Origin of the sequence: Solibacillus sp. FSL W7-1464 (genome assembly GCF_038004425.1) — a bacterium.
Lineage (GTDB): Bacteria > Bacillota > Bacilli > Bacillales_A > Planococcaceae > Solibacillus.
The window spans coordinates 3,505,789-3,531,007 of the sequence record NZ_JBBORC010000001.1 but is presented as its reverse complement, the minus strand read 5'-3'; the positions used below and the strand labels follow the sequence as shown (position 1 = coordinate 3,531,007).

General features: G+C 40.0%; 21 protein-coding genes and 1 riboswitch. Of the genes, 16 read left to right on the top strand and 5 right to left on the bottom strand.

Features of this window, described 5'->3' with window-relative positions; translation table 11 throughout:
* Window positions 1-199: 199 nt before the first annotated feature.
* From groES to MKZ25_RS17580, 4 genes are all read left to right on the top strand, one after another.
* Window positions 200-484, top strand: a complete 285-nt coding sequence (gene groES / locus MKZ25_RS17595) for a co-chaperone GroES (RefSeq protein WP_340802615.1) — start codon at window positions 200-202, stop codon at window positions 482-484.
* A 116-nt stretch (window positions 485-600) separates the two neighbouring features.
* Complete coding sequence (gene groL / locus MKZ25_RS17590; protein ID WP_340802614.1) at window positions 601-2,232, top strand: chaperonin GroEL; 1,632 nt, start codon at window positions 601-603, stop codon at window positions 2,230-2,232.
* A gap of 422 nt (window positions 2,233-2,654) precedes the next feature.
* Window positions 2,655-2,930 carry a hypothetical protein gene (locus MKZ25_RS17585; protein ID WP_340802613.1) on the top strand — a complete coding sequence of 92 codons (276 nt, stop codon included), beginning with the start codon at window positions 2,655-2,657 and terminating at the stop codon, window positions 2,928-2,930.
* A 23-nt stretch (window positions 2,931-2,953) separates the two neighbouring features.
* Window positions 2,954-3,235 carry a hypothetical protein gene (locus tag MKZ25_RS17580; protein ID WP_340802612.1) on the top strand — a complete coding sequence of 94 codons (282 nt, stop codon included), beginning with the start codon at window positions 2,954-2,956 and terminating at the stop codon, window positions 3,233-3,235.
* A 276-nt stretch (window positions 3,236-3,511) separates the two neighbouring features.
* On the opposite strand, the gene MKZ25_RS17575 is transcribed toward MKZ25_RS17580, so the two are convergent.
* Window positions 3,512-4,600 carry a tetratricopeptide repeat-containing glycosyltransferase family 2 protein gene (locus tag MKZ25_RS17575; protein ID WP_340802611.1) on the bottom strand — a complete coding sequence of 363 codons (1,089 nt, stop codon included), beginning with the start codon at window positions 4,598-4,600 and terminating at the stop codon, window positions 3,512-3,514.
* 139 nt (window positions 4,601-4,739) lie between these two features.
* Between MKZ25_RS17575 and MKZ25_RS17570 the strand changes: the two genes are divergently transcribed.
* Window positions 4,740-6,107 (top strand): S-layer homology domain-containing protein, encoded by a 1,368-nt coding sequence (locus MKZ25_RS17570; RefSeq protein ID WP_340802610.1) that lies wholly within the window; start codon window positions 4,740-4,742, stop codon window positions 6,105-6,107.
* A 153-nt stretch (window positions 6,108-6,260) separates the two neighbouring features.
* Here the strand turns inward: MKZ25_RS17570 and MKZ25_RS17565 are convergent, their stop codons facing one another.
* A complete protein-coding gene (locus tag MKZ25_RS17565) occupies window positions 6,261-7,007 on the bottom strand; it encodes an alpha/beta hydrolase (protein ID WP_340802609.1) in 747 nt (248 codons plus the stop codon).
* Between the two features lie 186 nt (window positions 7,008-7,193).
* Between MKZ25_RS17565 and MKZ25_RS17560 the strand changes: the two genes are divergently transcribed.
* The 10 genes from MKZ25_RS17560 (at window position 7,194) to MKZ25_RS17515 (ending at window position 20,232) form a co-directional block, all read left to right on the top strand.
* The gene (locus MKZ25_RS17560) at window positions 7,194-8,081 is read left to right on the top strand and encodes a LysR family transcriptional regulator (protein ID WP_340802608.1); all 888 of its coding nucleotides are present in this window, start codon (window positions 7,194-7,196) and stop codon (window positions 8,079-8,081) included.
* A 5-nt stretch (window positions 8,082-8,086) separates the two neighbouring features.
* Complete coding sequence (locus MKZ25_RS17555; protein WP_340802607.1) at window positions 8,087-8,929, top strand: tetratricopeptide repeat protein; 843 nt, start codon at window positions 8,087-8,089, stop codon at window positions 8,927-8,929.
* Window positions 8,930-9,071: 142 nt separating this feature from the next.
* Entirely contained in the window at window positions 9,072-9,563 is a 492-nt protein-coding gene (locus MKZ25_RS17550; protein WP_340802606.1) for a chemotaxis protein, read from the top strand.
* Window positions 9,564-9,710: 147 nt separating this feature from the next.
* Entirely contained in the window at window positions 9,711-11,096 is a 1,386-nt protein-coding gene (gene hemG / locus MKZ25_RS17545; protein ID WP_340802605.1) for a protoporphyrinogen oxidase, read from the top strand.
* Window positions 11,097-11,183: 87 nt separating this feature from the next.
* A riboswitch (SAM riboswitch) is annotated at window positions 11,184-11,281 on the top strand.
* Between the two features lie 102 nt (window positions 11,282-11,383).
* Entirely contained in the window at window positions 11,384-13,228 is a 1,845-nt protein-coding gene (locus tag MKZ25_RS17540) for a bifunctional homocysteine S-methyltransferase/methylenetetrahydrofolate reductase (protein ID WP_340802604.1), read from the top strand.
* The gene (metH, locus tag MKZ25_RS17535) at window positions 13,221-16,652 is read left to right on the top strand and encodes a methionine synthase (RefSeq protein ID WP_340802603.1); all 3,432 of its coding nucleotides are present in this window, start codon (window positions 13,221-13,223) and stop codon (window positions 16,650-16,652) included. Before MKZ25_RS17540 ends, metH begins: the two co-directional genes overlap by 8 nt.
* A 69-nt stretch (window positions 16,653-16,721) precedes the next feature.
* The gene (locus MKZ25_RS17530) at window positions 16,722-17,234 is read left to right on the top strand and encodes a GNAT family N-acetyltransferase (protein ID WP_340802602.1); all 513 of its coding nucleotides are present in this window, start codon (window positions 16,722-16,724) and stop codon (window positions 17,232-17,234) included.
* A 129-nt stretch (window positions 17,235-17,363) separates the two neighbouring features.
* On the top strand, window positions 17,364-18,395 hold the full coding sequence (locus tag MKZ25_RS17525; RefSeq protein ID WP_340802601.1) for a fatty acid desaturase: 1,032 nt from the start codon (window positions 17,364-17,366) through the stop codon (window positions 18,393-18,395).
* Between the two features lie 89 nt (window positions 18,396-18,484).
* A complete protein-coding gene (locus MKZ25_RS17520; RefSeq protein ID WP_340802600.1) occupies window positions 18,485-19,621 on the top strand; it encodes a sensor histidine kinase in 1,137 nt (378 codons plus the stop codon).
* The gene (locus tag MKZ25_RS17515) at window positions 19,618-20,232 is read left to right on the top strand and encodes a response regulator transcription factor (protein ID WP_340802599.1); all 615 of its coding nucleotides are present in this window, start codon (window positions 19,618-19,620) and stop codon (window positions 20,230-20,232) included. Before MKZ25_RS17520 ends, MKZ25_RS17515 begins: the two co-directional genes overlap by 4 nt.
* A gap of 94 nt (window positions 20,233-20,326) precedes the next feature.
* On the opposite strand, the gene MKZ25_RS17510 is transcribed toward MKZ25_RS17515, so the two are convergent.
* The 3 genes from MKZ25_RS17510 to MKZ25_RS17500 all read right to left on the bottom strand — a co-directional run bounded on the left by MKZ25_RS17510 (window position 20,327) and on the right by MKZ25_RS17500 (window position 23,378).
* Window positions 20,327-21,298: a proline dehydrogenase family protein gene (locus MKZ25_RS17510; protein ID WP_340802598.1), complete on the bottom strand. Its 972-nt coding sequence runs from the start codon at window positions 21,296-21,298 to the stop codon at window positions 20,327-20,329.
* 357 nt (window positions 21,299-21,655) lie between these two features.
* Window positions 21,656-23,008: an ammonium transporter gene (locus MKZ25_RS17505; protein WP_340802597.1), complete on the bottom strand. Its 1,353-nt coding sequence runs from the start codon at window positions 23,006-23,008 to the stop codon at window positions 21,656-21,658.
* Between the two features lie 28 nt (window positions 23,009-23,036).
* A complete protein-coding gene (locus MKZ25_RS17500; protein ID WP_079523171.1) occupies window positions 23,037-23,378 on the bottom strand; it encodes a P-II family nitrogen regulator in 342 nt (113 codons plus the stop codon).
* 362 nt (window positions 23,379-23,740) lie between these two features.
* Here MKZ25_RS17500 and MKZ25_RS17495 point away from each other — a divergent pair, with 362 nt between their 5' ends.
* Entirely contained in the window at window positions 23,741-25,210 is a 1,470-nt protein-coding gene (locus MKZ25_RS17495; protein ID WP_340802596.1) for a nicotinate phosphoribosyltransferase, read from the top strand.
* Window positions 25,211-25,219: the final 9 nt, after the last annotated feature.

The window sequence follows — 25,219 nt, the reverse complement described above, 5'->3', positions numbered from 1 at the left end:
TCTATTATAGAGTTTAATAAGGGCCATTATGATAGACCAATGTTATACATTTAACATTGTAGAGGAATTTGCCAATAAATCAAAATTTTTTAGCGCACATACTTGCAAAAAAATATGGAATTCTTTAAACTAATAAATGTGTTAGCACTCGATAAAAGAGAGTGCTAAAAATAGAAAATTTCTTAGGAGGTTGTTTCAATTGTTAAGACCATTAGGAGATCGCATCATTATCGAACTTGTTGAAGTAGAGGAAAAAACAGCATTTGGTATTGTTTTACCCGACTCAGCAAAAGAAAAACCGCAAACAGGTAAAGTTGTGGCAGTAGGTACAGGTCGTGTTCTTGACAACGGCACTCGTCTTGAGCTTGACGTAAATGAAGGCGACGAAATTATCTTCTCTAAATTCTCTGGTACGGAAGTGAAGTACGACGGCGTAGAATATTTAATCCTACGTGAGAGCGATGTACTTGCAATTGTCGGATAATTCCAAAATCAAACGAAAATTGCAGCTAGTTATACATATTAACTTTTGCTAGCTGCACATCTTCATAAACAATAAATCAAAAAAATAGATCGTAAAATTTAGGAGGAAAATGAATTATGGCAAAAGATATTAAGTTTTCAGAAGAAGCACGTTCATTAATGGCGTCTGGTGTAGATAAATTAGCTAACGCTGTAAAAGTAACTTTAGGACCTAAAGGCCGTAACGTTGTTTTAGAGAAAAAATTCGGTTCTCCACTTATTACAAATGACGGTGTATCAATCGCTAAAGAAATTGAATTAGAAAACGCATATGAAAATATGGGTGCAAAATTAGTAGCGGAAGTTGCTTCTAAAACAAATGAAATCGCGGGTGACGGTACAACAACAGCAACAGTTCTAGCCCAAGCAATGATTCGTGAAGGACTTAAAAACGTTACAGCTGGTGCAAACCCTGTAGGTATCCGTAAAGGTATGGATAAAGCAGTGGCAGCAGCATTAACAGAGTTACAAACTATTGCTCGCCCGGTAGAAAACAAAGAATCAATCGCACAAGTAGCTGCAATCTCTTCATCAGATGAAGAAATCGGTCAATACATTGCTGATGCAATGGAGCGCGTAGGAAACGACGGCGTAATTACAATCGAAGAATCAAAAGGATTCACAACAGAATTAGATGTTGTAGAAGGTATGCAGTTTGACCGTGGTTATGCATCTCACTACATGGTTACAGATACAGATAAAATGGAAGCGGTACTTGATAACCCATTCATTTTAATTACTGACAAAAAAATCTCAAACATTCAGGAGATTTTACCGGTATTAGAGCAAGTGGTTCAACAAGGTCGTCCAATTTTAATTATTGCCGAAGATGTTGAAGGGGAAGCACTTGCAACATTGGTAGTAAATAAATTACGTGGTACATTCAATGCAGTAGCAGTAAAAGCTCCAGGATTCGGTGACCGTCGTAAAGCAATGTTAGAAGATATTGCTGTATTAACTGGTGGTCAAGTAATTACACAAGATCTTGGTTTAGATTTAAAATCAGCGGATTTATCATCTTTAGGTCGTGCTGCTAAAGTTATCGTATCAAAAGATAACACAACAATCGTTGAAGGTGCTGGTAACACAGATGCAGTAGCTGGCCGTGTTAACCAAATCCGTGCACAACTTGCTGAAACAGCATCAGAATTCGACAAAGAAAAATTACAAGAGCGCTTAGCTAAATTAGCTGGCGGTGTTGCAGTTATTAAAGTTGGTGCCGCAACAGAAACAGAATTAAAAGAACGTAAATTACGTATTGAAGATGCACTGAACTCAACACGTGCAGCAGTTGAAGAAGGTATCGTATCAGGTGGTGGTACTGCACTTCTAAACGTTTACGCGGCAGTTGAAAAAGTGTTGGATGAAGTGGAAGGCGATGTAGCAACTGGTGTCCGCATTATTTTACGTGCGTTAGAAGAACCGGTTCGTCAAATTGCTGAAAACGCTGGTTTAGAAGGTTCAATTATCGTTGACCGTTTAAAACGTGAAGAAGTAGGCATTGGTTTCAATGCGGCAACAAGCGAGTGGGTAAACATGGTTGAAGCGGGCGTAGTTGACCCGGCAAAAGTTACGCGTTCAGCTTTACAAAATGCAGCTTCGGTAGCTTCACTGTTCTTAACTACAGAAGCAGTAGTAGCAGACATCCCAGAACCAGCAGGCAGCGGTATGCCGGACATGGGCGGCATGGGTATGCCAGGAATGATGTAATTAGAAGTTTTTTTAACCTGTATTAAAAAAACGATATAAAACCACTTCTCAAGTTGCCTTGGGAAGTGGTTTTTTAATTTCTCTGTATAAAGTGTTTATTCAGCTTCTAAGAAATTCTGTGACAGGACCAAACAATACCAGCTCCTGAGGCGCCTGTTCCTCCTAAATTAAGTGTCAATGATAAACCGCCAGATTGATAATGCAAATCAATAGTATCCCCTGCATTTAACTGTGCTTCCCCTGTTAATGTTACGGTTCCACTTCCTAATATAGCTCTTATAGTTAATAGTGTTACAGCTAAATTTAAAATAGGGAACAGATCGCTAATTATATTTGAGGATGTATTTCTTCTAATTTCAAATGCAGGATTAATCCCAGCTCCTATAGAAAGACTAACTGCAGCAGTAGTGGAGTAGTTAATTGTGGCCTCAAATACATACCTTCCTGTTGCAGGAACAGTAAATATGCCAGTAACAGGGTTAAATGCTGGTGTTGTGAAATATGGTGCTGCAACACTCCAGTTGTTGATTGTGGTAGATCCACTAACTGCTAAAGTATTCTTAAAAGCTGAAAATCCTTCTGTGAATACAGGACCTGTCGGCCCAGTAGGTCCAGTACCGCCAGTGGGACCAGTAATTCCAGTGGCCCCCGTTGCGCCAGTAGCGCCCGTTGCTCCGGCAGGCCCGATGTCCCAGTAGCGCCAGTTGCTCCAGTAGGTCCAGTGTCGCCGGTAGCGCCTGTTGCCCCGGCAGGCCCGATGTCGCCAGTAGCGCCAGTTGCTCCGGCAGGCCCAATGTCACCAGTAGCGCCTGTTGCCCCGGTAGGCCCGATCTCGCCAGTGGCACCCGTTGCCCCGGCAGGTCCAGTGTCGCCGATAGCGCCTGTTGGTCCAGTAGGTCCAGTGTCTCCAGTGGGGCCACCCGCAGGACCCGTAGCGCCAGTAGGCCCAGTAGGACCAACAGGCCCAGTAGGACCAGTTATACCTGTATTACGTCCACAGTAAGGAGAACATTTATGATTAGCCCCGCAACAATTTAAATAGCCTTGGTTGTATTTCCGTATGTCGAATTCCATATAATGCCTCCTTTACATAGTCGATTATTATTGAAAATGTTATTTCAAAATAATATATTCGGTAAAATGTATAGTAGTTATGACAATGAACTAGAACAACCGGAAATAACTTTTTAAAAGAGGCTTAAAAAAGAAAAGTTGAAATTGAAATCAGTAATATTTTAAAATGCAGACTCTTAAAAAATTTATATAATACAACTCCACATTAAGGTTCTAAGGAATGGTTATTTTTTAAAATCTTATTAAAATATTTTTGGTTAAACAGTATTCTTTCATCATTTGGTTTGTAACTTCTTGCTTTTTCATTGTGGAAATATGCTAACTCGTATTGCTGCAACCGGTCATAGAGGACGCATAATTGCAGATGGGGGAGCCATGTAGTATAGGTGTTGTTTTGAAAAGGAGAATAAGGCGGGATATTTACTGTTAAGGCTTGCTCATACCAATAGATCGCTGCTTTGTTTTTGGATTGTTCCATAAAGTGAAATCCTAGTCGACAGCACGCTTCAGGTCTGGGGATATCGTACTCAAAACTTCTCAAAACAGAAGTGATTTTATTTTCATCATCTTTAATAGCTGCATAACAATCAGAGAGTTTATAACATGCTTGAATACAGTCCTCGACCCAACCTAAATTTGAAGATAAAAACTGCTCATAATAGTAAATGGCTTCTTCATAAAACTGGTGGTCTTTAAGTTCATTTGCATAATAATAAGTGTCGCGAGATGATAACTCCTCCCCATTACGGATCAACTTCTTATAAATTTCAATATTGCGATGTGTATCGTGGGAAAGAGGGAGATGACTAACTCCAATTTCACTGTCTAAAATTGTTCCGTAAACTTCTAAGTATTCATGTACAGCCCCAATCCACTGAAAGTTTTTTTCGCGTTTTACTAAGCGGTTTCTTCTTATTAAAGAAGCTATATTTCCATCATCATTAAAACTTAAGTAATAATTCATTGAGACGGCATCGGTTTCAGGGCCGAGAGTATTTTTTAGTGATTTAAACTTTTCATGTTCTTCAATGGTAAGAACGTCATCTGCATCCAGCCAAAGAATATAATCTTTTGTTGCTTGCTGGAATGAAAAATTCCGTGCTGCGGCAAAGTTGTCAATCCAATTAAAATCAAATACTCGATTTGTGTATTGTTGTACAATTCCTTTTGTATTGTCTGTAGATCCCGTATCCACAATATTAATCTCGTCCACTAAGTCTTTTACCGAATCTAAACAGCGTGCAATAACGGATTCTTCATTTTTGACAATCATACATAAGCTAATCGAAATCATTTTCTATCCTCCAAAAGTTGATCTTCTAATATATGTGAAAGCAGTATTTCAGGCATAACCTTTTTGTTTTAATAATATTTTGTATTTTAATAACTGATAAATTATAATATGGAAAGGTTCCAAAAAAAGGGGGAATTGGATGAAGAAGTTTTCGATTTTACTAGCAATTGTACTGGTTTTACAATTCGTTTTACCATTGTCAAATATAGCGCAGGCAGAAGATGAAAGTAAGTCGCTTTATTATGTAGCGCTTGGTGACTCGCTGGCAGCGGGAATGAATGAAAACGGTAAGATTGGTTTTGGTTATGCAGACTTACTCGCTAAAAATTATCAGGAACAAAAAGGTCAGGTTGAATTCAATAAAGGATTTTCTTATCCGGGCTATACGACAGTCGATGTGTTAAAGGGTATTGAGGAAAATGTTACTAAGCCTATTTACGATTTAAATGGTGTTTCCGAAAAGACACTAACTATCCGTGAAGCGGTTCAACAGGCAGACCTGATCACATTGAGTGTTGGAGCAAATGACCTGCTGAAAAATGTAGACCGTTCTGAATCAGGTGAATTTAGCTTTGATACTTCCGCTGTTATTAAGAGCATTCAGGAAGTTGCGGTGAATTATAAAAAGATTTTCGACAACATTTATAAAATCAATCCGGAAGTTGATATAATCGTCATGGGGCTTTACAATCCGTTTCCTTATGTTGAGGACGCGGAGATTCAAAAACAGCTAAACATGCTGGTAACGACTTTAAATAATTCAATGAAGAATATTGTAGAAAGTAATGGTGGCGTATTTACTGAAGTAGCGGCACAGATTGCAACGGACGCAAAAATTTATTTACCGAACCCTAAAAATATTCATTTAAGTGAAGCGGGTTATCAAGTCGTAGCGGATGCGATGATGAAGGATTATTTGAATGCCTTGATTAAAGAGTCAGAAGAAGATATTACGGAAGATGAAATCGTTAAAGCACCGTTTACTGATATTCAAGATCATTGGAGCAAAGAATATATTGATGTTGCTTATGCAAAAGGTATTATAAATGGGTATGAAGACGGTACATTCCAGCCAAATGCTGATATGACGCGTGCTCAAGTGATATCTGTCATCTCACGTGCTTTTGGATTAACTGCAACAAACAAAGCACCTTTTAAAGATATTAGCCATTATGCACAGCAGACCCAAAGTGAAATTGCCGCTGCATATGAAGCAGGCTTAATTAAAGAAAACAACGGGTATTTTAATCCTCAGGATAAAATTACACGTTCACAGTTAGCTTTGATTTTAATGCGTCTTTCAACTACTCATACTGGGCAGTTATATGAACCGGCAAAACTGGCACCATTCCAGGATATTGCAAACTTCGATCGTGAAGCGCAATTAGCAATTACCTTTTTATATGATACGGGTGTGGTGCAAGGAACAAGTGCTGCAACATTTTCACCTAAAGGCAATGTAACACGTGCTCAAGTGGCAAAAATTTTAGTGCTTGCAACAAATTAAAAATAAAAAAACAAGCGTTAAATGGACGGGGATCCATTTAACGCTCGTTTTTTGCTGACGAGTAAACAAAAGCAAACTCGTCTATATCATTGCAAAAACGGGGATTTTTGCAAGGGGACACAATGTCATTTATAAGCTAAAGTGGGCTAACGATTATTCTTTCCACTTTAACCCTTCAAAGAAACGATAAATTTCTTCAAACACTAATTCGCGTTCTTTACCTAATGTTAATATATGTCCGGAATTAATGAAAGTTTTAACTGATTTAATTCGTGAATTTACTGAACTGTAAATAAGGTCGGCACTTTCACAATAGTATTCATCATCTTCCAAACCACGTAAAATGTGGACCGGAGTGTTGATAACATTTAGTTTTTCACTTGTTTCATTAATCATATTTTGTAAATAATTTAATGAAGGCATTTTCACAAGTTCAGCAATTTTATTACGGCTATCAACTGTTTCATCATAAGTGCCTGATAACTTTTTATAGTTAATAGCATAGTCAATAATTCGATTTTGTAAACTATCTGTTGATTTGGCTGTTGCTGGAGCAGACATTGTAACAATCGCTTTTGTTGGACGTTCTTCACCTAGCTTTAAAGAGAAGATGCCGCCAAGAGAAACACCTGCTACTGCAATTTCATCATATCCACGATTACGCAGTTCATCATAGCCTTGGATAACACTGTCCCACCATTCCGCGGGTTGCGATTGAATTAATAAGTCAGGGCCACCACCATGGCCTTTATATAATGGTGCATGTACTGTATAGTTACGATCCGCTAAATATTTTCCTAAACGTTTTACATCATTTGTATTGCCGGTAAAGCCATGCAGTAGTAAAACAGCACGTTTCCCGGATTCAATAGTAAAAGGTTTCGGCGCGATGAGTTTCATTGTCTATTAGACTCCTTTTTTTATGTCAATTTTACAAAACTTCAAAAAAATGCTTGAAATCTTAAAATAATTTTGTTATGAAAAGCTGTTGTTATCGATTATTATAAAGGTATAAATATATAAGTACAATTTATTATTTCTATTGTTTTGATGCAAAAAAGTTATGAATGATGTGAGGTATGTAAAATGGAGATTGAACAGCTTCAATATTTCAAAACCGTTGCTACAATGCAACATATGACACGTGCGGCAGAAGTTCTGGCGATTTCCCAACCGGCGTTAAGTAAGTCTATCGCGAACATTGAACAACATTTGGGTGTACCACTTTTTAACCGTGAAGGGCGTTCCATTTATTTAAATCGGTTTGGCGAACTTTTTTTGCAAAGTGTCAATGTCATTTTGGATGAGTATGATCGAATTAAAGAAGAATTTGAAGATATTATCAAACCGGGCTCTGGAGAAGTTTCTTTTGGCTTTATTCATACACTTGGTATGGAAATTGTGCCGGAACTGATCGCTTCAACAAGTGAAGCATTTCCGAACATGCAATTTTCTTTGACACAGGCGACTTCGTTAAGCTTATTAAAGCGCCTTGAAGAAGGAGCCATCGATTTGTGTCTATCGCAAAAAATTGAATCAAGAGTAATTGAAATAGAGACAGAAGAATTATTTGTGGAAGAGCTGTTTGTCATTGTCCCGACAACACATCCTTTGGCACAGCAAGATGCTGTTAAATTTGAGGAAGTAAAGAATGAACCATTTATTGCGATTAAAAAGGGGAATTCGCTCCGTCAATTAGTGGATGAGCTTTTTTTAGAACGGGGAATAGTGTTAAACACAACATTTGCTGCCGAAGAAATGCATACTGTAGCAGGTTTTGTCGGTGCGGGCATGGGTATATCGGTAATACCTAATATTAAAGGGCTTGACCATTATAAAGTAAAACGTTTGAAGTTAGATCCGCCTTGCTATCGCTCCGTCTGTGTTTCATGGGCGAAAAATCGTTATTTGCCTCCAGCAGTGTCCGAATTCAAACAATATTTACTGGATTATTTTCAGCAAAGAGAAGAGTGATGAAGATGGAGCACAATCAATTTAGAAGCTGGCTTAAACAACATGAGATCGAACATAGGGAAAAGTGGCTGGAGCAGTTTGATTCGGCATTTAATGGGGACGAGCAGGCGACCGTTAATATCGCCTTGCTATATAAAGAATATGGACAATATGAAGAAATGTACGATTTGCTAGATAAAGCAAGTGAGCGGAAAAACAGTGAAGCTATGTATGAACTGGGAAACTGCTATATTGAGGAGCTTGGTGAAAAAGGCAGCGAGCGACAGGCGTTCTTACTCTATAAAAGTGCTGCACAGTTAGGTCACCGTGATGCAATGAATAATTTGGCAGATATGTATTTGAACGGTGAAGGAACACCAGTTGACGAAAAACAGGCGCTCGGCTGGTTTAAGAAGGCAGCACAATTAGGAGTCGCTGAAGCAATGTTTACCCTTGGAATGATGTTTGAACAAGGACTGGGTACTAAATGTGATGAAGCCGAGGCATTTGTCTATTACTCTCGCAGTGCCGATCAGCAAGATGTTGAGGCGATGTATCGCATTGGTATGATTTATTTTTCAGGGGAACTCGGTCAGCAGCAAGATAATGCAAAAGCATTGGAATGGTTCTTAAAAGCGAGTGAAGAGTTTCATGTCGATGCAACATTTAATATCGGATTTTGTTATGAAAATGGGCATGGAGTAGCCCGAGATAATGAAAAAGCAATCCATTACTATAAAAAGGCAAGTTTGCTTGGAGACGTGGAAGCAACGAAAAGAGTTGTAAACTACTACGAACAGAAAGACGCGGCAGAAGCATCCAAGTGGCGGGAAAAGCTGAAAGTTCTAAATAACGATAGAACCGAATAAGAATATGATATATATTAAAAAGTTTCATTTTTTAAATATTCCGTCATAATTTAGACCTATTTTACTGAGAAATACAGGTTTAATTTTAGTGGAAAATAGGAAATATATTATAAGGGGAAAGTATTAAGAAGGGGGAATTTTCATGTATATGTTTGCAGTCCAACAATTCTCTTCTGAACATAACGAGGATAGTATTCAAAAACTACAACAAATGCTATTAGAACAGCGGGAGAATCTGACGACGCTATGTACAATTGTTGAATATTTAAAAAGCTATGTCCAAACTGGATTAGACCATAAAGATGTTATTAAATACAAGCAAAAAATTCAAATGATGACGGATAAACAAATCAAACGCTACAATCAGATAGATGAGCTTATCAATACAAATATTCTGGAATTGAAAAAAGGGAAAACAACAGATAATACCGCACTTGTATATGGAAAAGAAGTTCGGAAAATTGAATCTGGTGTTCGTACTTTAAAACTATTTGCCAGCGATGCAGTGAGCATGCTAGATCTAAATAAACATTTAGAAAATCGCAGCAGTGAACGCATTCGCTATTTTGATAAACGTTCAACATCTTTGGAAGCAGAAATAATTTCCCTGACAAAGCAACTTTCATATAGGTAAAATAGTGGCCATCCTACCCGGGAATACTTAGAGGTAGGGTGGTTTTTCTTATGAGGTTCTGAAAATTGTAATACCCGGCTGACCATATTTCGCATGAAAAAGTTTATACTATTAAAAGAGAAGCGAACGAAATAGGAGAGAATGGACATGAAAACAGTAGTAGTTGTAGGTGGCGGGATTACCGGGCTATGTACGATGCATTACTTGAGAAATAAAATGCATGAGCAAAATGTGGAAGCCCGGTTAATTCTGATTGAAAAGAGCACATATTTAGGCGGGAAAATCCATTCCGAACAGGATAGCGGTTTCATTATGGAAACAGGGGCTGATTCGATTGTTGCTCGTCATCCAGGGGTATTGGAACTTATAAAGGAGCTTGATTTTGAATCAGAGCTTGTATATAACGAAACAGGTATTTCCTACATTCATACGAATAATGAGCTGCATGCTATTCCGGCAGGATCAACATTCGGTATTCCGATGAGTGTAGAATCGCTCATGTCGAGCACTTTAGTTTCCGAAGAAGGGAAGAAAAGAGCACTTCAAGACTTTGAAATCCCGAATACTAAATTTACTAAAGAAAGCTCAATCGGTACATTTTTGGAATATTTTTTAGGTGAGGAAATTGTCCGCAAGCAAATTGCCCCTGTATTAGCGGGTGTTTATTCAGGAGATTTATATCAATTAAGCCTGGCGTCTACATTGCCTTATTTAGTGGATTATAAAAACAACTACGGATCGATTATTAAGGGCTTCGAAGCGAATCGTGAGCAATTCGAAAAAGCTGCGAATAAGAAGTTTATTTCCTTCCGTTCCGGTTTATCGGCCCTGATCAATCGTTTAGAGATACAGCTTCCGGAAGTTGAATTCATGAAAAATAAAGTAACAAAGAAAGTTCGTAAAACAGGCGAGCAATATGAAATCATGCTTGAAGACGAAACGATTTTAGCAGATGTTGTTGTACTGGCCATCCCGAATGATACGGTCCGTCAAGTAATACAGGATGACTCACTGGAGAAACAGTTGGAAAAGTTCACGACGGCATCAACTTTAACGATGTATGTTGGTTTTGATGTACCGGACGATATATTACCGGCTGATGGTACTGGATTTATCGTTTCGCACAATAGTGATTTAGTCTGTAATGCGTCGACATGGACGAGCCGTAAATGGAAGCATACGTCTGCAGAAGGCAATTTACTCGTTCGTCTGTTTTACAAAGATATTAATCCGCGCTATGAACAATTGGCAGCCATGTCTGATGAAGAGCTGACAACAGTTGCATTGGAAGATATTCGTCTGAGCTTAGGTATTGAAGCGAAGCCGACAGTCGTCAATGTAACGAGGTGGATTGACCAAATGCCACGATATGATTTGGCGCATAACGAAGCGTTATCGAAAGTTATACAGCAGATGGCAACGGATTACCCGAATATCCTATTAGCGGGATGTGCCTATTTCGGAGTGGGAATAGGTGCCTGTATTTTAAACGGTAAAAAAACGGCTGAACAGATTATTAGTCGAATTATGTAAAGAAATACTTCATTCGGCTAAAGGGTATTGACGGAACTATTAGATAACGTTATGATTCATTTAATTATTTCAAAAATTCATATTATTTTCTTATCAAGAGAAGTCGAGGGACTGGCCCGATGAAACTTCAGCAACCAACGTTAAGTCAGGTGCTAAATCCAGTGGCGGATGCCAGAAGATGAGAAGGGATTAAGTTGATAACTATTATGCCTTCTTTTATTTAATGAAAGAAGGCTTTTTTGTATCGTTAATATACTGAAAATACTGTAAATGATGGAGTGAAGGTAATGGGTTTACTTGAAGAATTACAAACACGGGTTTTAACAGCAGACGGGGCAATCGGAACACTTCTTTATTCATATGGGTTGGATTATTGTCATGAAGAGATGAATATTGCACGTCCTGATATTATAGAAAAAATTCATAGTGAATATATTGCGGCAGGTGCGGATATTATTCAGACAAATACATACGGAGCTAACCGGATTAAGCTTGCGCGTTATGGCTATGAAAATCGTGTGATGGAATTTAATGAAGCTGCGCTGAAAATCGCTAAGCGTGCTGCTTCTCTGGATGGGCAATATGTTCTGGCGACAATCGGTGGTATTCGCGGAATCCGTAAAAGTGACGCGACATTAGATGAAATTTTATTTGCATTCCAAGAACAAGCGGAAGTACTGCTAGCTGGTCAACCTGATGGATTCTTACTGGAAACCTATTACGATTTTGAAGAATTATCACAATGTGTCCATCTCTTACGTTCGATGACCGATTTACCGATCATTGCCCAAGTGACGATGCAGGAGCCGGGCGTCCTTCAAAATTTAATGTCTCTGAACGAAGCACTTCAGGATTTGGAAAGATTGGGTGCGGATATTGTTGGGAGTAACTGCCGATTAGGTCCTTTCCATACGATTCAGGCATTTGAAGGAGTCAATTTACCGAATAAGGCATTTCTGTCGGCTTACCCAAATGCATCATTATTGGATATTGAAGATGGCCGTGTTGTCTATGAATCGGAAACCGATTATTTCGCTCGTGCAGCCGTTGAACTTGTAAACCAAGGAGTCCGTTTAATTGGCGGTTGCTGCGGAACAACACCGAAGCATATTGCGGCGGTGAAAAAACGTTTGGCGAATATGCAGCCAATTGATACGAAGGAAGAAAAACCTGGATATACACAATTCGTCCGTATTCCGGAGCCGCGTAAGCAGGAGCCGCTCCATGAAAAAGCCAAACGTGAACGTTCTGTTATTGTGGAGCTTGATACACCGCGTCATCTGGAAATTGACGGATTTGTCGAAGGGGCAAAACAGCTGGCAAAAGCGGGCGCCGATGTTGTTATGATGGCTGATAACTCACTTGCTTCGCCGCGCATCAGTAATATTGCGATGGCTGCTATTTTGAAAGAGCATGGAATTCGTTCGTTGCCGCATTTAACATGCCGTGACCGAAATTTAATTGGGCTTCAGTCACATTTAATGGGACTTGATGCACTGGAACTTCATGATATTCTGGTCGTGACAGGGGACCCGACAAAAGTGGGGGATTTCCCAGGCGCGACGAGTGTATATGATGTTTCGTCAATGGAGCTTATTTCTCTTATTAAGCAGTTAAATAAAGGCGGTTCATTTACCGGGAAATCACTCCGTAAACAGGCGAATTTCTCGGTAGCTGCTGCCTTTAATCCGAATGTGCGTGTATTGGACCGTGCTGTTGCCCGTTTAGAGAAGAAAATCGAGCATGGGGCAGATTATTTTATTTCACAGCCGGTTTATACAAAAGAAAAGATTATCGAAATCTATGAGGCGACCAAGCATTTGGAAACACCGATCTATATCGGGATTATGCCATTAACATCTTCGCGCAGCGCAGAATTTTTACATCATGAAGTACCGGGTATTAAATTGTCCGATGAAGTACTTGCGCGTATGGCTGCCTGCGGGGATGACAAGGAAGCATCGACAGCAGAAGGAATCGCAATTGCGAAAGAGCTGCTCGATACGGCATGCAAATACTTTAACGGTATTTATTTAATTACGCCGTTTTTACGCTATGATATGACGCTGGAATTGATGGACTATGTAAAACAATATGATGTGGAAAGTAAAGGAGTTCAGTCGAATGTATAATCACCCAATTCATGAGCAATTACAAAAAAGAATACTTATCATCGATGGTGCCATGGGGACGATGCTTCAGGCAGAAAACCTAACATACGAAGATTTTGGCGGTGAAGATTTAGATGGTTGTAATGAAAACCTGGTACTGACGAGACCGGATGTATTGGGCAAAATTCACCGTGAATATTTAGCTGCTGGTGCTGATATTATTTGTACAAATACGTTTGGCGGAACACCTCTTGTTCTGGATGAATATAACTTAGGCGACAAGGCGGTTGAAATTAATAAGCGGGCGGTTGAAATTGCACTGGAAGCGGCAAAAGAGTTTTCGACACCGGAATGGCCGCGCTTTGTTGCAGGTGCAATCGGGCCTACGACAAAAACATTGTCGGTAACAGGCGGTATTACATTTGAAGAGTTGGAAGAAAACTTTTATATACAGGCAAAAGCGCTAATCGAAGCTGGGGCGGATCTAATCTTAATGGAAACTTCCCAGGACATGCTGAATGTTAAAGCAGGAACGATTGCGATTCACCGAGCATTTGAAGAACTTGGCAAAGAGCTGCCTGTCATGATTTCAGGGACAATTGAGCCAATGGGAACAACGCTTGCCGGGCAATCGATCGAAGCATTTTATATTTCAATCGAACATATTAAACCATTGTCTGTCGGACTGAACTGTGCAACAGGTCCGGAATTTATGACTGATCATATCCGTTCATTGGCGGAACTTTCGAATGGATATATAAGCTGTTATCCGAATGCCGGTTTACCGGACGAAGAAGGCTGCTACCATGAAACGCCGGATTCATTATCGAAAAAACTGCAAGGATTCGCAGAAAAAGGCTGGCTGAACATCGTAGGTGGCTGCTGTGGTACCACGCCGGCGCATATCTCGGCAATCCGTGAAGCAGTAGAGGGCTATAAACCGCGCGAGCCGAAAGACGTAACACACGGACATGTCGTATCAGGTATCGAGCCATTGCAATACGACGAATCTATGCGCCCATTATTTATCGGGGAGCGAACGAATGTAATCGGCTCCCGTAAATTCAAAAACCTGATTGTTGACGGCAAATTTGAAGAAGCTGCGGAAATAGCACGTGCACAAGTGAAAAATGGAGCACACGTTATCGATATTTGTTTAGCAAACCCTGACCGCGATGAAGTGGAAGATATGAAAAACTTCATGCAGGAAGTTGTAAAAAAAGTCAAAGTGCCGCTTGTAATTGACTCTACAGATGAAAAGGTAATGGAAGTCGCACTGAAGTTTTCGCAAGGAAAGGCGATTATTAACTCGATTAACCTGGAAGATGGGGAAGAGCGTTTCGATGCGGTAATGCCACTTGTGAAAAAATATGGAGCTTCACTTGTTGTCGGTACAATCGATGAGACTGGAATGGCCATTACACGTGAGCAAAAGCTTGAAGTAGCGAAGCGTTCTTATAAGCTCTTAACTGAAAAATGGGGCATGTCAGCTGAAGATATTATCTTTGACCCGCTAATGTTCCCTGTAGGTACTGGGGATGAACAATATATAGGTGCCGCTGAGGAAACGATCGAAGGAATTCGCCTTATTAAAGAACATTTACCTGGCTGTTTAACAGTGCTTGGTGTAAGTAATGTTTCGTTCGGTCTACCGCCTGTTGGACGTGAAGTATTGAATGCGGTTTACTTATATCACTGTACACAAGCTGGCTTGGACTATGCGATTGTAAATACTGAAAAACTGGAGCGCTATGCATCGATTCCTGAAGAGGAAATCAAGCTGGCGAACGATCTAATCTTCAATACAAACGATGAAACACTTGCTGTATTTACTGACTTTTACCGCGATAAAAAGAAAGATGCCGTTGTGAAAGAATTACCGGCAACAGTGGAAGAACGTCTTGCGTATTATATATTGGAAGGTACGAAAGAAGGGTTAATTGAAGATTTAAATGCTGCACTCGAAAAATTCGATACACCGCTTGATATTATTAATGGACCATTAATGGCAGGGATGGCGGAAGTCGGCAAGCTGTTTAATGAAAACCAGCTGATTGTAGCGGAAGTGCTTCAAAGTGCCGGTGTTATGAAAGCAGCGGTCGCACATCTGGAGCAGTTTATGGAAAAGGGCGATACGAGTGCCAATAAAGGGACAATGGTATTGGCGACAGTAAAAGGCGATGTTCATGATATCGGGAAAAACCTGGTCGACATTATTTTAAGTAATAACGGCTATCGTGTTGTAGATTTAGGAATTAAAGTAACACCTGCACAACTGATTGAAACCATTCGAAGAGAGAAACCGGATTTTGTCGGCTTATCGGGTTTACTTGTAAAATCAGCTCAGCAAATGGTCATTACAGCACAGGACTTTAAAGAAGCCGGTATTGATATTCCAATATTAGTAGGGGGCGCGGCATTGTCACGTCGCTTTACTGAAACGAAAATTGCCGATCAGTATGATGGGCCGGTAATCTATTCAAAAGATGCGATGCAAGGTTTGGATCAGGCGAATCGCTTAATGAATAAAAATGAGCGTAATGTATTATTGGAAGAATTACGTGATGCACGGGAAAAACGTCTGGAATCGGATGCGAAGCGTGCAGCACGTCCGGCAGTGGCAGTACTGGAAAAGCCTGTACGAACAGTGGGGGATGCCGCTGTTTGGAAGCCAAAAGATTTAGTGCCGCATATTAAACCGGATTATTCGGTCGCTCATTTACATCCGTATGTGAATATGCGTACATTGATCGGCCATCATTTAGGGCTTAAAGGGAACTTGGAACAATTGCTTGCCGATCAGGATGACCGCGCCATTTTATTGAATGATTTGGTGAATGGTTATTTAACAAGCGGTGGATTGAATGCATCAGGAATGTATCAGTTCTTCCCGGCACAATCCGATGGTGATGATGTTGTCGTATACAGTCCGGAAGATGCGAAAACGGAAATTCAGCGCTTCACATTCCCGCGCCAGCAAGCAGCACCATATTTATGTTTATCGGATTATTTAAAGCCGGTAGATAGTGGTGAAATGGACTATATTGCATTAATGGTCGTAACGGCAGGCAAAGGCGTAAGCGAAAAAGCAAATGAACTGAAACAAGCAGGGAAATTCTTGGAGAGCCATGCACTACAGGCGACTGCACTTGAACTTGCGGAAGGATTTGCAGAACGTATCCACCAGGAAATCCGGGACCAATGGGGCTTCCCGGATGCAACGGACTTTACGATGCGTGATCGTTTCGCAGCGAAATATCAAGGACAACGATTCAGCTTCGGCTATCCGGCATGTCCAAATCTGGAAGACCAGGAGAAACTGTTCTCTCTATTGAAACCGGAAAAAATTGGCGTACACTTAACGGAAGGCTTTATGATGGAGCCGGAAGCAAGTGTGTCGGCAATTGTGTTTGCTCACCCGGATGCACGTTATTTTAATGTATAATGGATTTAAAAATACCGCTTTACCTTATTTGAGGTAAGGCGGTTTTGCGACCTTTAGGAGGAAAAACTGATGATTCGACGCGCAACAAAAGAAGATATACCGGCGATTTTGGAAATATTTAATGATAATATCCGAAACTCCACAGCGATATATATGTATGAAGAACAAACTTTGGAAAACCGCCTGCAATGGTTTGAACAGAAGCAGGCTTCGGATTACCCGCTCTTCGTATTTGATGAAAAGGGAGAAGTAGCGGGTTATGCAACGTACGGAAGCTTTCGTGATTATCCGGCGAACCTATATACAGTAGAACATTCAGTATACGTGCATAAAGATCATTATAAAAAAGGGATTGCAAGTAAACTGATGAAAGCCATTATAGAGGAAGCAAATGCAAAAGGTATAAAGACGATGGTTGGCTGTATCGATAAAGAGAATATCGCCAGTATTAAAATTCATGAGAAATTCGGATTTTTGTACAGCGGAACAATCCGTAATGCCGGTTATAAATTCGGTAAGTGGCTGGATTTAGTATTTTACCAATTAGATTTGGATGGTCCACAAAATCCGCGGGAGAACTAAAGGGAATTCTAGTTGTTACCAGGTCATATGACATCTGTCATAAAAAATATGTGATGTTTGAGCGTTTTATCATGTTCCTTCTTTTTATATGATGATATTAACAATTTTTGTGGAAAGAGGGATCGACACATGGTAAGCACACATACAGATAAAACAAAGCAGCTGAGAAAAGATGTTGCACCGTTCGCAAAATCAGAAACTCGACTTAGTATTCAACAAATATTAAATACGCTTGTACCGCTTGTATTAATTTGGGGGGCGGGTTATGTATTACTCCAGTACTCTCCATGGTATACGGCATTATGTAGTATCTTAGCTTCAGGATTTGTTATTCGTGCATTTATTATTTTCCATGACTGTACACACGGTTCATTCTTCAAAAGCAAAAAGGCGAATGCCATTATCGGAAATATTACAGGTATTGTGACATCGTTCCCATATGAAAAGTGGAAGCGCGAGCATACGATCCACCACGCGACAAGTTCAAACTTGGATAAGCGCGGGATTGGCGATATCGATATGCTGACAGTTGATGAATACTTGGAAAAATCAAAATTAAGTCGTTTAGGTTATCGTTTATACCGCAACCCGATTGTCATGTTTGGTTTAGGGCCACTATTTATGGTACTTATACTGAATCGTATAAATCGTAAAGATGCAAAGCGTAAAGAGCGCCTAAACACTTATTTCAATAACATCGCTTTATTGATTATTTGTACAACCCTTATTTTAATATTTGGTTGGTCTACGTTTTTATTAGTACATGGTTTAACATTGTTTGTTGCAGGTGCATTAGGGATCTGGCTGTTCTATATTCAGCATACTTACGAAGATTCATACTTTGAAGTTGATTCGGAGTGGGATTATGTAAAAGCTGCAGTAGAGGGAAGCTCATATTACAAATTACCGAAAGTACTGCAATGGATTACAGGTAATATCGGGTTCCACCACGTACATCACTTGTCACCGCGAGTACCGAACTATAAGCTGGAAGATGCGCATGAATCGATCAAGCCGCTTCAACAGGCAACAACGATTACATTAAAGACAAGCTTAGAGTCGATTCGCTATAAATTATATGATGCCGAGAACTATCGCTTTATTACATTTAAAGAAGCGGCCGAACTTGAGGCAACGCGCGATCGAACTGTTGCAAACTAACTTTATACGAAAATTAAGGTACCTCAATGTATAGCTTGGGGTACCTGTTTTATTATAGAATGTAGGTAAAAAAGAGAAACGAGGCAATTATGCAAACATGGTATAGTATCATCCCGAAAAGTCCGATGTTGAGTATTTATATATGGATAATCTTTTGTATTATGCCATTTTTCTTCATTATACAATCATTCACATTATGGCAGATTATTTTAGGAATCACCTTAATTTTAAGTTATTTCTTATGTCATTATTTTTCTTTCAGTGCTAAACCTGGGCTGAAATATATGTGGATCAGCTTCCAAATGTTGCTGAATATCGCAATGACGCTTGTATTTGGCTACGTATATCTGGCGCTGTTTACGGCATTTTTTATCGGTAATATTAAACAGCCGGTTGGATTTTATATTATGTATGGCTTACATATAGGCTTTACTGTTCTTTCGATTGTCGGAGGGTATTTCATCTTCCTTGACTTATTTTTATCGCAGACGCCATTTATCATTATTAATATGCTGGGTGTGGTGCTCTTGCCGTTTACGCTCTTTTCAAAAACGCGACGGGAAAACTTGGAAGGTGAGCTGGAAACGGCGAGGGAACGAATTTCAGAATTGACGGTGATTGAAGAACGTCAGCGTATTGCCCGTGATTTACACGATACACTTGGTCAAAAACTTTCGATGATTGGTCTGAAAAGTGATTTGGCTGCACGACTGGTAGAGAAAAATCCGGAACAAGCCATTCTGGAAATAAAGGATATTCGTCAAACAGCGAGTGTCGCGCTAAAAGAAGTGCGTGAACTTGTAGCGGATATGCGGGCTGTCAGAATTGAGGAAGAGCTTTACCGGGTTGAACAAATTTTAAAAGCAGCCCAAATTAAACTGCGGTTAAATGGAGATAAAAGTGAAATTCAAATGCCGATTCTAGCGGAAAATGTTATTAGTATGTGCTTGAAGGAAGCAGTTACAAATATCGTGAAACATAGTAAGGCGACAATTTGCCGCATTAGCTTTTATCAAAGTGATGATGAATTCAAAATAATGATTCAGGATAATGGGGTTGGTTTTGAACGTTCCAATACATTACTAGGTGGAAGTGGTTTGAAAGGAATGCAGGAGCGTATTGGATTTATCAATGGTTCACTTGAAATAGAGAGCGATGAAGGGACGACGGTTGTACTGAAAATACCGTTGGCGATCACGCATCAAAAGGGAGAGAACGTGAAATGATTCGAATTGTAATTGCTGAAGATCAAGGGATGTTGCTTGGGGCGATGAAGTCACTTCTTAGCATGGAAGACGATATGGAAGTAGTCGGCCTTGCCAAAAACGGAGAAGAAGCCATTGATATGGTAACAGAACTGAATCCGGACATTTGTATTATGGATATAGAAATGCCGATTAAAACTGGTCTGGACGCTGCTGAAGCTTTAAGAGGAAGCGAATGCAAAATTATTATTTTAACGACATTTGCGCGCCCGGGTTATTTTGAACGTGCCAGAAAAGCTGGCGTGCGGGGCTATTTATTGAAGGACAGTCCGATAGAGGAGCTTGTCAATTCCATTCGGATTATTATGGATGGACGCCGTATTTACGCACCGGAACTAGTGGATTTTGTATATGAAGACGATAGTGAAAATCCGCTGACGGAACGGGAAAGCCAAGTGCTGGAGCTTGTTGCGGAAGGGAAGACGACAAAGGAAATTGCCGCAGAGCTCTATTTGTCGGCGGGTACGGTACGGAACTATATTTCCGTCATACTTGATAAGCTTGGTGTCGGCAATCGAATTGAAGCAATCGCACGCTTTAAAGAAAAAGGCTGGAATAAAAAGAAAATGTAATCGTAAAAGTAACTGGAATTAATTGAACTACTAAATAAACCCCCTCATTTTGTCTGTGAACAAAATGAGGGGGTTTCTGCTTGAGGAAATCCCTTTATTTCCTTTTCGTTAATCGTCCGAGAAGGTATGCTCCTGCTGCTACTGCCAGTAGAGTGTTTGTTTTTTTGTTGAACACTTGCTTAGTGACTAGACTGACGTTTTGAGGACGTTCAGCCAGGCGGCGCATGAAATAGCCGTACCAGTCTTTTCCGTATGGTACATATACACATACTTGATAGCCTTCGCGTGCAAGTTCCAGCTGCAAGTCTTTACGGAACCCGTAAAGCATTTGAAATTCAAATTTTTCTTTTGGAATATCATATTGCTCAACATAATACTTCACATGCTTAATAATATTGTGGTCATGTGTGGCGATCGATGTAAAATGTCCGTGCGCTAAATGATATTCAATCAGCTCAATAAAGTTGATATCAATATCGAGTTTATCCTGATAAGCTACTTCTTCCGATTCTTTATAGGCACCCTTTACAACCCGTAGACGAAAATCCTTGAAGTTTTCAATATCGTCCTTTGCGCGGTGGAAATAAGCTTGAATGACTGTTCCTACATTATCGAACGATTTTGCAAGTTCTTCCACAATATCGAATGACGGCTGAAGTCGCTTATAATCCTCCATATCAAAATTGACGAAAATCCCGTATTCATGGGCGCGTTCCACAATTTCATATAAATTGTCGTAGCAGAAGTCGATATCGACATCCAATCCCAGCTGTGAAGGTTTCAAGGAAATGTGTGCATCCAGTTCTTCAACCTGAATGGCTTCGATCATAGCTAAAATTTCTTCTTTTGCTTGGGTAGCTTCAGATTCATCAGTAACGTATTCGCCTAAATTATCAACAGTGCAAGAAATTCCTTGCTCATTTAATTTACGGATACTTTCGATTACTTCTTCGAGAGTTGTCCCTGCAACAACGCTTTGTGCACCCAACTTTAACCCGTATTGCTGTGCTGCATTGTTAAGAGTTTGATTTTCGGATAATGAAATGAAAAAATCACGTAATGCCATAAAAACATCTCCTTAAAATTCGTCATTTTCTTAAAATTATACCATAGCGCTATTTTCATAGATTACGAACAGTCGCCTTAATTAATACCCATTTTGACCTTCTACATGCGTGAGACGGATATCTATTAATTGATTCGCTTCAAATACTGCATTGTTAAAGTGAATAGAATAGCTTGTTCTATCATATGTTGTTCCTTCATTGCCAATTTCTATATATTAGGATAATCCTATTGAGTGAAGAAAGCAAAATAACAAGGAGCTGTCTGAAAAAATTCCAGAACAGCTCCTTGCTCAGTTTATAATTTATTGAAAGAATGGTTCGAAAATGTGCGGGGGAAGGGGGCGCACATTTCGCTTTTAGCTCTTTGTAGAGCTTAAAGAATTCGGGAACCCGGCTTTAGTTTTAGACCCGCTGTCTTGTACGTTGGAAGGGGTAGGAACTTTCCCTAAGTTCGTTAAGCGTTGGGCAAAACTGTCATTTGGTTTTGAAAGACCTTTAAAAGTTTCTTGCATTTCATAAGCGTATGCACCATGTTCCGCAATATCCAAACCTTGGACTTCTTCTTCATGTGTAACACGCAGAGGAATAAATGCTTTGATAATATATGTTGCAATGGCAACAGTGCTTGCAGTCCAAGCGATTACTGCGACAACACCTAAAGCCTGCACGCCTAGTAATGCAGCACCACCGCCGTAAAATAGACCGCCGCCAGCAGTATCGAATAAACCGACTGCCAATGTACCCCAAATACCTGCTACACCGTGTACGGCAACAGCGCCAACCGGATCATCCACTTTTAGTTTATGTTCAATAAAGCGGACAGCTTCTACTAACACAACGCCTCCAACAGCACCTGCGATAATAGATCCGACAATGCTTAAGTTAGCAGCACCGGCCGTAATACTTACTAAACCAGCTAAAGCGCCGTTTAATGTTAAAGAACCATCGATAAAGCCATAACGAAGACGTGTATAAAATGCAGTAGCAATTACACCGGCAGATGCAGATAAGAAAGTATTTGCAATAACGCCAGGAACCAGTGCCGGATCTGCTGCCAATGTTGATGCACCATTAAAGCCGTACCAACCTAACCAAAGGATGAAAACCCCTAATGCGCCAAGTGGAATGGAGTGACCAGGAATAACGTTTACAACACCTTTAGCATACTTCCCGATACGAGGACCGACGATTGCTGCGACAACTACAGCTCCAACAGCACCAGTTAAATGTACAACAGTTGAGCCGGCAAAATCGACGAAGCCTAAAGAAGTTAACCAGCCATCACCTTGCCATACCCAATGCCCGACAACCGGATAAATAATAGCTGTCATGATAACGACCAATGCCATATAGGCCATAATATTTGTACGTTCAGCAACAGCACCTGAAATAATCGTTGCGCATGTTGCAGCAAACATTGCCTGGAATACGAAAAATGCGATATCATCTACACCGCTTAATGCAAAACCGGAAGAACCGATCAATCCACCTGAACTTTCACCGAACATAATGGCATATCCGACTGCGAAGTAGACAAGACCTCCTATTGAAATTGTTAAAATGTTTTTCATTAAAATATTGACGGCATTTTTAGAGCGTGTAAACCCTGCTTCTACCATCGCGAATCCCGCATGCATGAAGAATACGAAAAACGCCCCAAGCATTACCCAAACTAAGTTAATCGATAATTCCAATGCTTCATTTGTCATTAATAACTCCTCCTTTTAGGAATATTTTTTAGTCAATTGCAATTGAGCCGAGCTCTTTTGTACGTATACGAATCGCCTGCTCTACAGGGTAAATAAAGATCTTACCGTCACCAACTTCACCTGTAGAAGCTTCACGCAATAATACATCAATAATCGGTTGAACTTTTGCATTGTCAACAACCATTTCGAGCTTGAGCTTTTGCGAAAATTCCATTGAGAAAGAGTTTCCGCGAAATAATCCGATTTTCCCTTCTTGTCGTCCAGCTCCGGCAATCTCGGAAATACTTAAACCATCAATTCCTTCAAGAGCCAAACCTTCTCGAACTTGTGCAAACACCTCAGGTCGAATAATCGCCTCAATTTTTTTCATGCTCAACAACTCCTTGTGTTATGTTATCTAACATGATAAATTGAATTTTCGGATAAATCAATAACTAATGTTAGGAAAATTAACATGAATTTTCGATTGATTTAATCGCATTATGAGATGATGTAAAAAAAAGGAAGGTGGAATAAGGTTTGTTGGACTGTTGAAATCTAGAAATAGACGGACGGACAAAAGTTTCAAAACGTTTTTTATTTAGTCGATTGGGGAAAACTATCTAATCAGCACAGCAAAATTAACTGCCATATAAAAGTAGGTAACATGGAAGAAAGAATCTTCATACTTCGAATTAATTAAAGATGGTGTATACTATGACTAAATTATGTTTTGGAAGAAGGGAACTTACGATGAATGAAAAGTATGTAGATGATAGTTTTGCTTTGCATACCGATTTATATCAAATTAATATGGCGGAAAGCTATTGGGCAGACGGAATGCATAATCGGAAAGCTGTATTTGAGTTGTATTTCAGACAATTGCCATTCGGGAACGGCTATGCAATTTTTGCCGGATTGGAGCGCATGCTGAATTATTTGAAAGATTTTCGATTCAGTGAAACCGATATCGCATATTTACGAGATGAACTCCAATATAAAGAAGATTTTATCGAGTACTTAAAAACGATTCGTTTTACAGGTTCCATGTATTCGATGGAAGAAGGCGAACTTGTTTTCGCGAATGAGCCAATTGTGCGGATTGAAGCGCCGCTAGTGGAAGCGCAGCTCATTGAAACAGCTCTATTGAACATTGTAAACTACCAAACGCTGATTGCGACAAAAGCGAGCCGTATTAAGCAAGTTGTCCAAAAGGAAATCGCGATGGAATTCGGTACACGCCGTGCGCAAGAGATGGACGCTGCTGTATGGGGAGCTCGTGCTGCAGTAATCGGCGGTTTTGAATCCACTTCAAATGTACGGGCAGGGAAACTGTTTAATATCCCTGTATCAGGTACACATGCACATGCATTGGTTCAAGCGTATAAAAATGATTATGATGCATTCCATTCGTATGCGAAGCGCCATAAAGACTGCGTGTTTTTAGTTGATACGTACAATACGTTAAAATCAGGAGTTCCGACGGCGATCCAAGTAGCAAAAGAACTTGGCGATAAAATTAATTTTATCGGAATTCGTCTAGACAGCGGAGATATTGCCTTTCTTTCCAAAGAGTCGCGCCGGATGCTGGATGAAGCAGGATTTCCGGATGCGAAAATTATTGTTTCCAATGACTTGGATGAATATACGATCTTAAACTTAAAAGCGCAAGGTGCCCGAGTGGATATGTGGGGTATTGGTACAAAACTCATTACTGCATATGACCAGCCTGCTTTGGGTGCTGTTTATAAAATGGTATCCATCGAAAATGATCACGGTGAAATGGAAGATACGATTAAAATTTCAGCCAATGCTGAAAAGGTAACGACACCTGGTTTGAAAAGAGTTTACCGGATTATTAATAAGAAAAGCGGGAAATCAGAAGGGGACTATATCGCAATGGCTGATGAAAATCCTGCTGCTGAGGAAAGAATCAAAATGTTCCATCCGGTGCATACGTTTATCTCGAAATTCGTAACGAACTTTGAGGCGAAGGAATTGCACCGGAAAGTGATTGACAGCGGTGAGATTGTTTATAAAAATCCAGCGTTAATGGAGATTCGCCAGTATGCGTTCGATAACTTGGAATTGCTTTGGGATGAATATAAACGTTCGTTAAATCCTGAGGAATATCCGGTTGATTTAAGCCAGAAGTGCTGGGATAACAAAATGCGCAATATCCAGGAAGTGCGCGATATGGTAACAGAACTCGAAGAACGATAAGGAGTGAGG

Excerpts from the sequence above, each read along its gene's own strand:
- metH (WP_340802603.1), top strand. The coding sequence starts at position 13,221 with ATGTATAATCACCCAATTCATGAGCAATTACAAAAAAGAATACTTATC.
- MKZ25_RS17565 (WP_340802609.1), bottom strand. The coding sequence starts at position 7,007 with ATGAAACTCATCGCGCCGAAACCTTTTACTATTGAATCCGGGAAACGT.
- MKZ25_RS17505 (WP_340802597.1), bottom strand. The coding sequence starts at position 23,008 with ATGACAAATGAAGCATTGGAATTATCGATTAACTTAGTTTGGGTAATG.
- MKZ25_RS17570 (WP_340802610.1), top strand. The coding sequence starts at position 4,740 with ATGAAGAAGTTTTCGATTTTACTAGCAATTGTACTGGTTTTACAATTC.
- MKZ25_RS17575 (WP_340802611.1), bottom strand. The coding sequence starts at position 4,600 with ATGATTTCGATTAGCTTATGTATGATTGTCAAAAATGAAGAATCCGTT.
- MKZ25_RS17515 (WP_340802599.1), top strand. The coding sequence starts at position 19,618 with ATGATTCGAATTGTAATTGCTGAAGATCAAGGGATGTTGCTTGGGGCG.
- MKZ25_RS17560 (WP_340802608.1), top strand. The coding sequence starts at position 7,194 with ATGGAGATTGAACAGCTTCAATATTTCAAAACCGTTGCTACAATGCAA.
- MKZ25_RS17510 (WP_340802598.1), bottom strand. The coding sequence starts at position 21,298 with ATGGCATTACGTGATTTTTTCATTTCATTATCCGAAAATCAAACTCTT.
- hemG (WP_340802605.1), top strand. The coding sequence starts at position 9,711 with ATGAAAACAGTAGTAGTTGTAGGTGGCGGGATTACCGGGCTATGTACG.
- MKZ25_RS17495 (WP_340802596.1), top strand. The coding sequence starts at position 23,741 with ATGAATGAAAAGTATGTAGATGATAGTTTTGCTTTGCATACCGATTTA.
- MKZ25_RS17500 (WP_079523171.1), bottom strand. The coding sequence starts at position 23,378 with ATGAAAAAAATTGAGGCGATTATTCGACCTGAGGTGTTTGCACAAGTT.
- MKZ25_RS17520 (WP_340802600.1), top strand. The coding sequence starts at position 18,485 with ATGCAAACATGGTATAGTATCATCCCGAAAAGTCCGATGTTGAGTATT.
- MKZ25_RS17555 (WP_340802607.1), top strand. The coding sequence starts at position 8,087 with ATGGAGCACAATCAATTTAGAAGCTGGCTTAAACAACATGAGATCGAA.
- MKZ25_RS17525 (WP_340802601.1), top strand. The coding sequence starts at position 17,364 with ATGGTAAGCACACATACAGATAAAACAAAGCAGCTGAGAAAAGATGTT.
- MKZ25_RS17530 (WP_340802602.1), top strand. The coding sequence starts at position 16,722 with ATGATTCGACGCGCAACAAAAGAAGATATACCGGCGATTTTGGAAATA.
- MKZ25_RS17550 (WP_340802606.1), top strand. The coding sequence starts at position 9,072 with ATGTATATGTTTGCAGTCCAACAATTCTCTTCTGAACATAACGAGGAT.
- MKZ25_RS17540 (WP_340802604.1), top strand. The coding sequence starts at position 11,384 with ATGGGTTTACTTGAAGAATTACAAACACGGGTTTTAACAGCAGACGGG.
- groL (WP_340802614.1), top strand. The coding sequence starts at position 601 with ATGGCAAAAGATATTAAGTTTTCAGAAGAAGCACGTTCATTAATGGCG.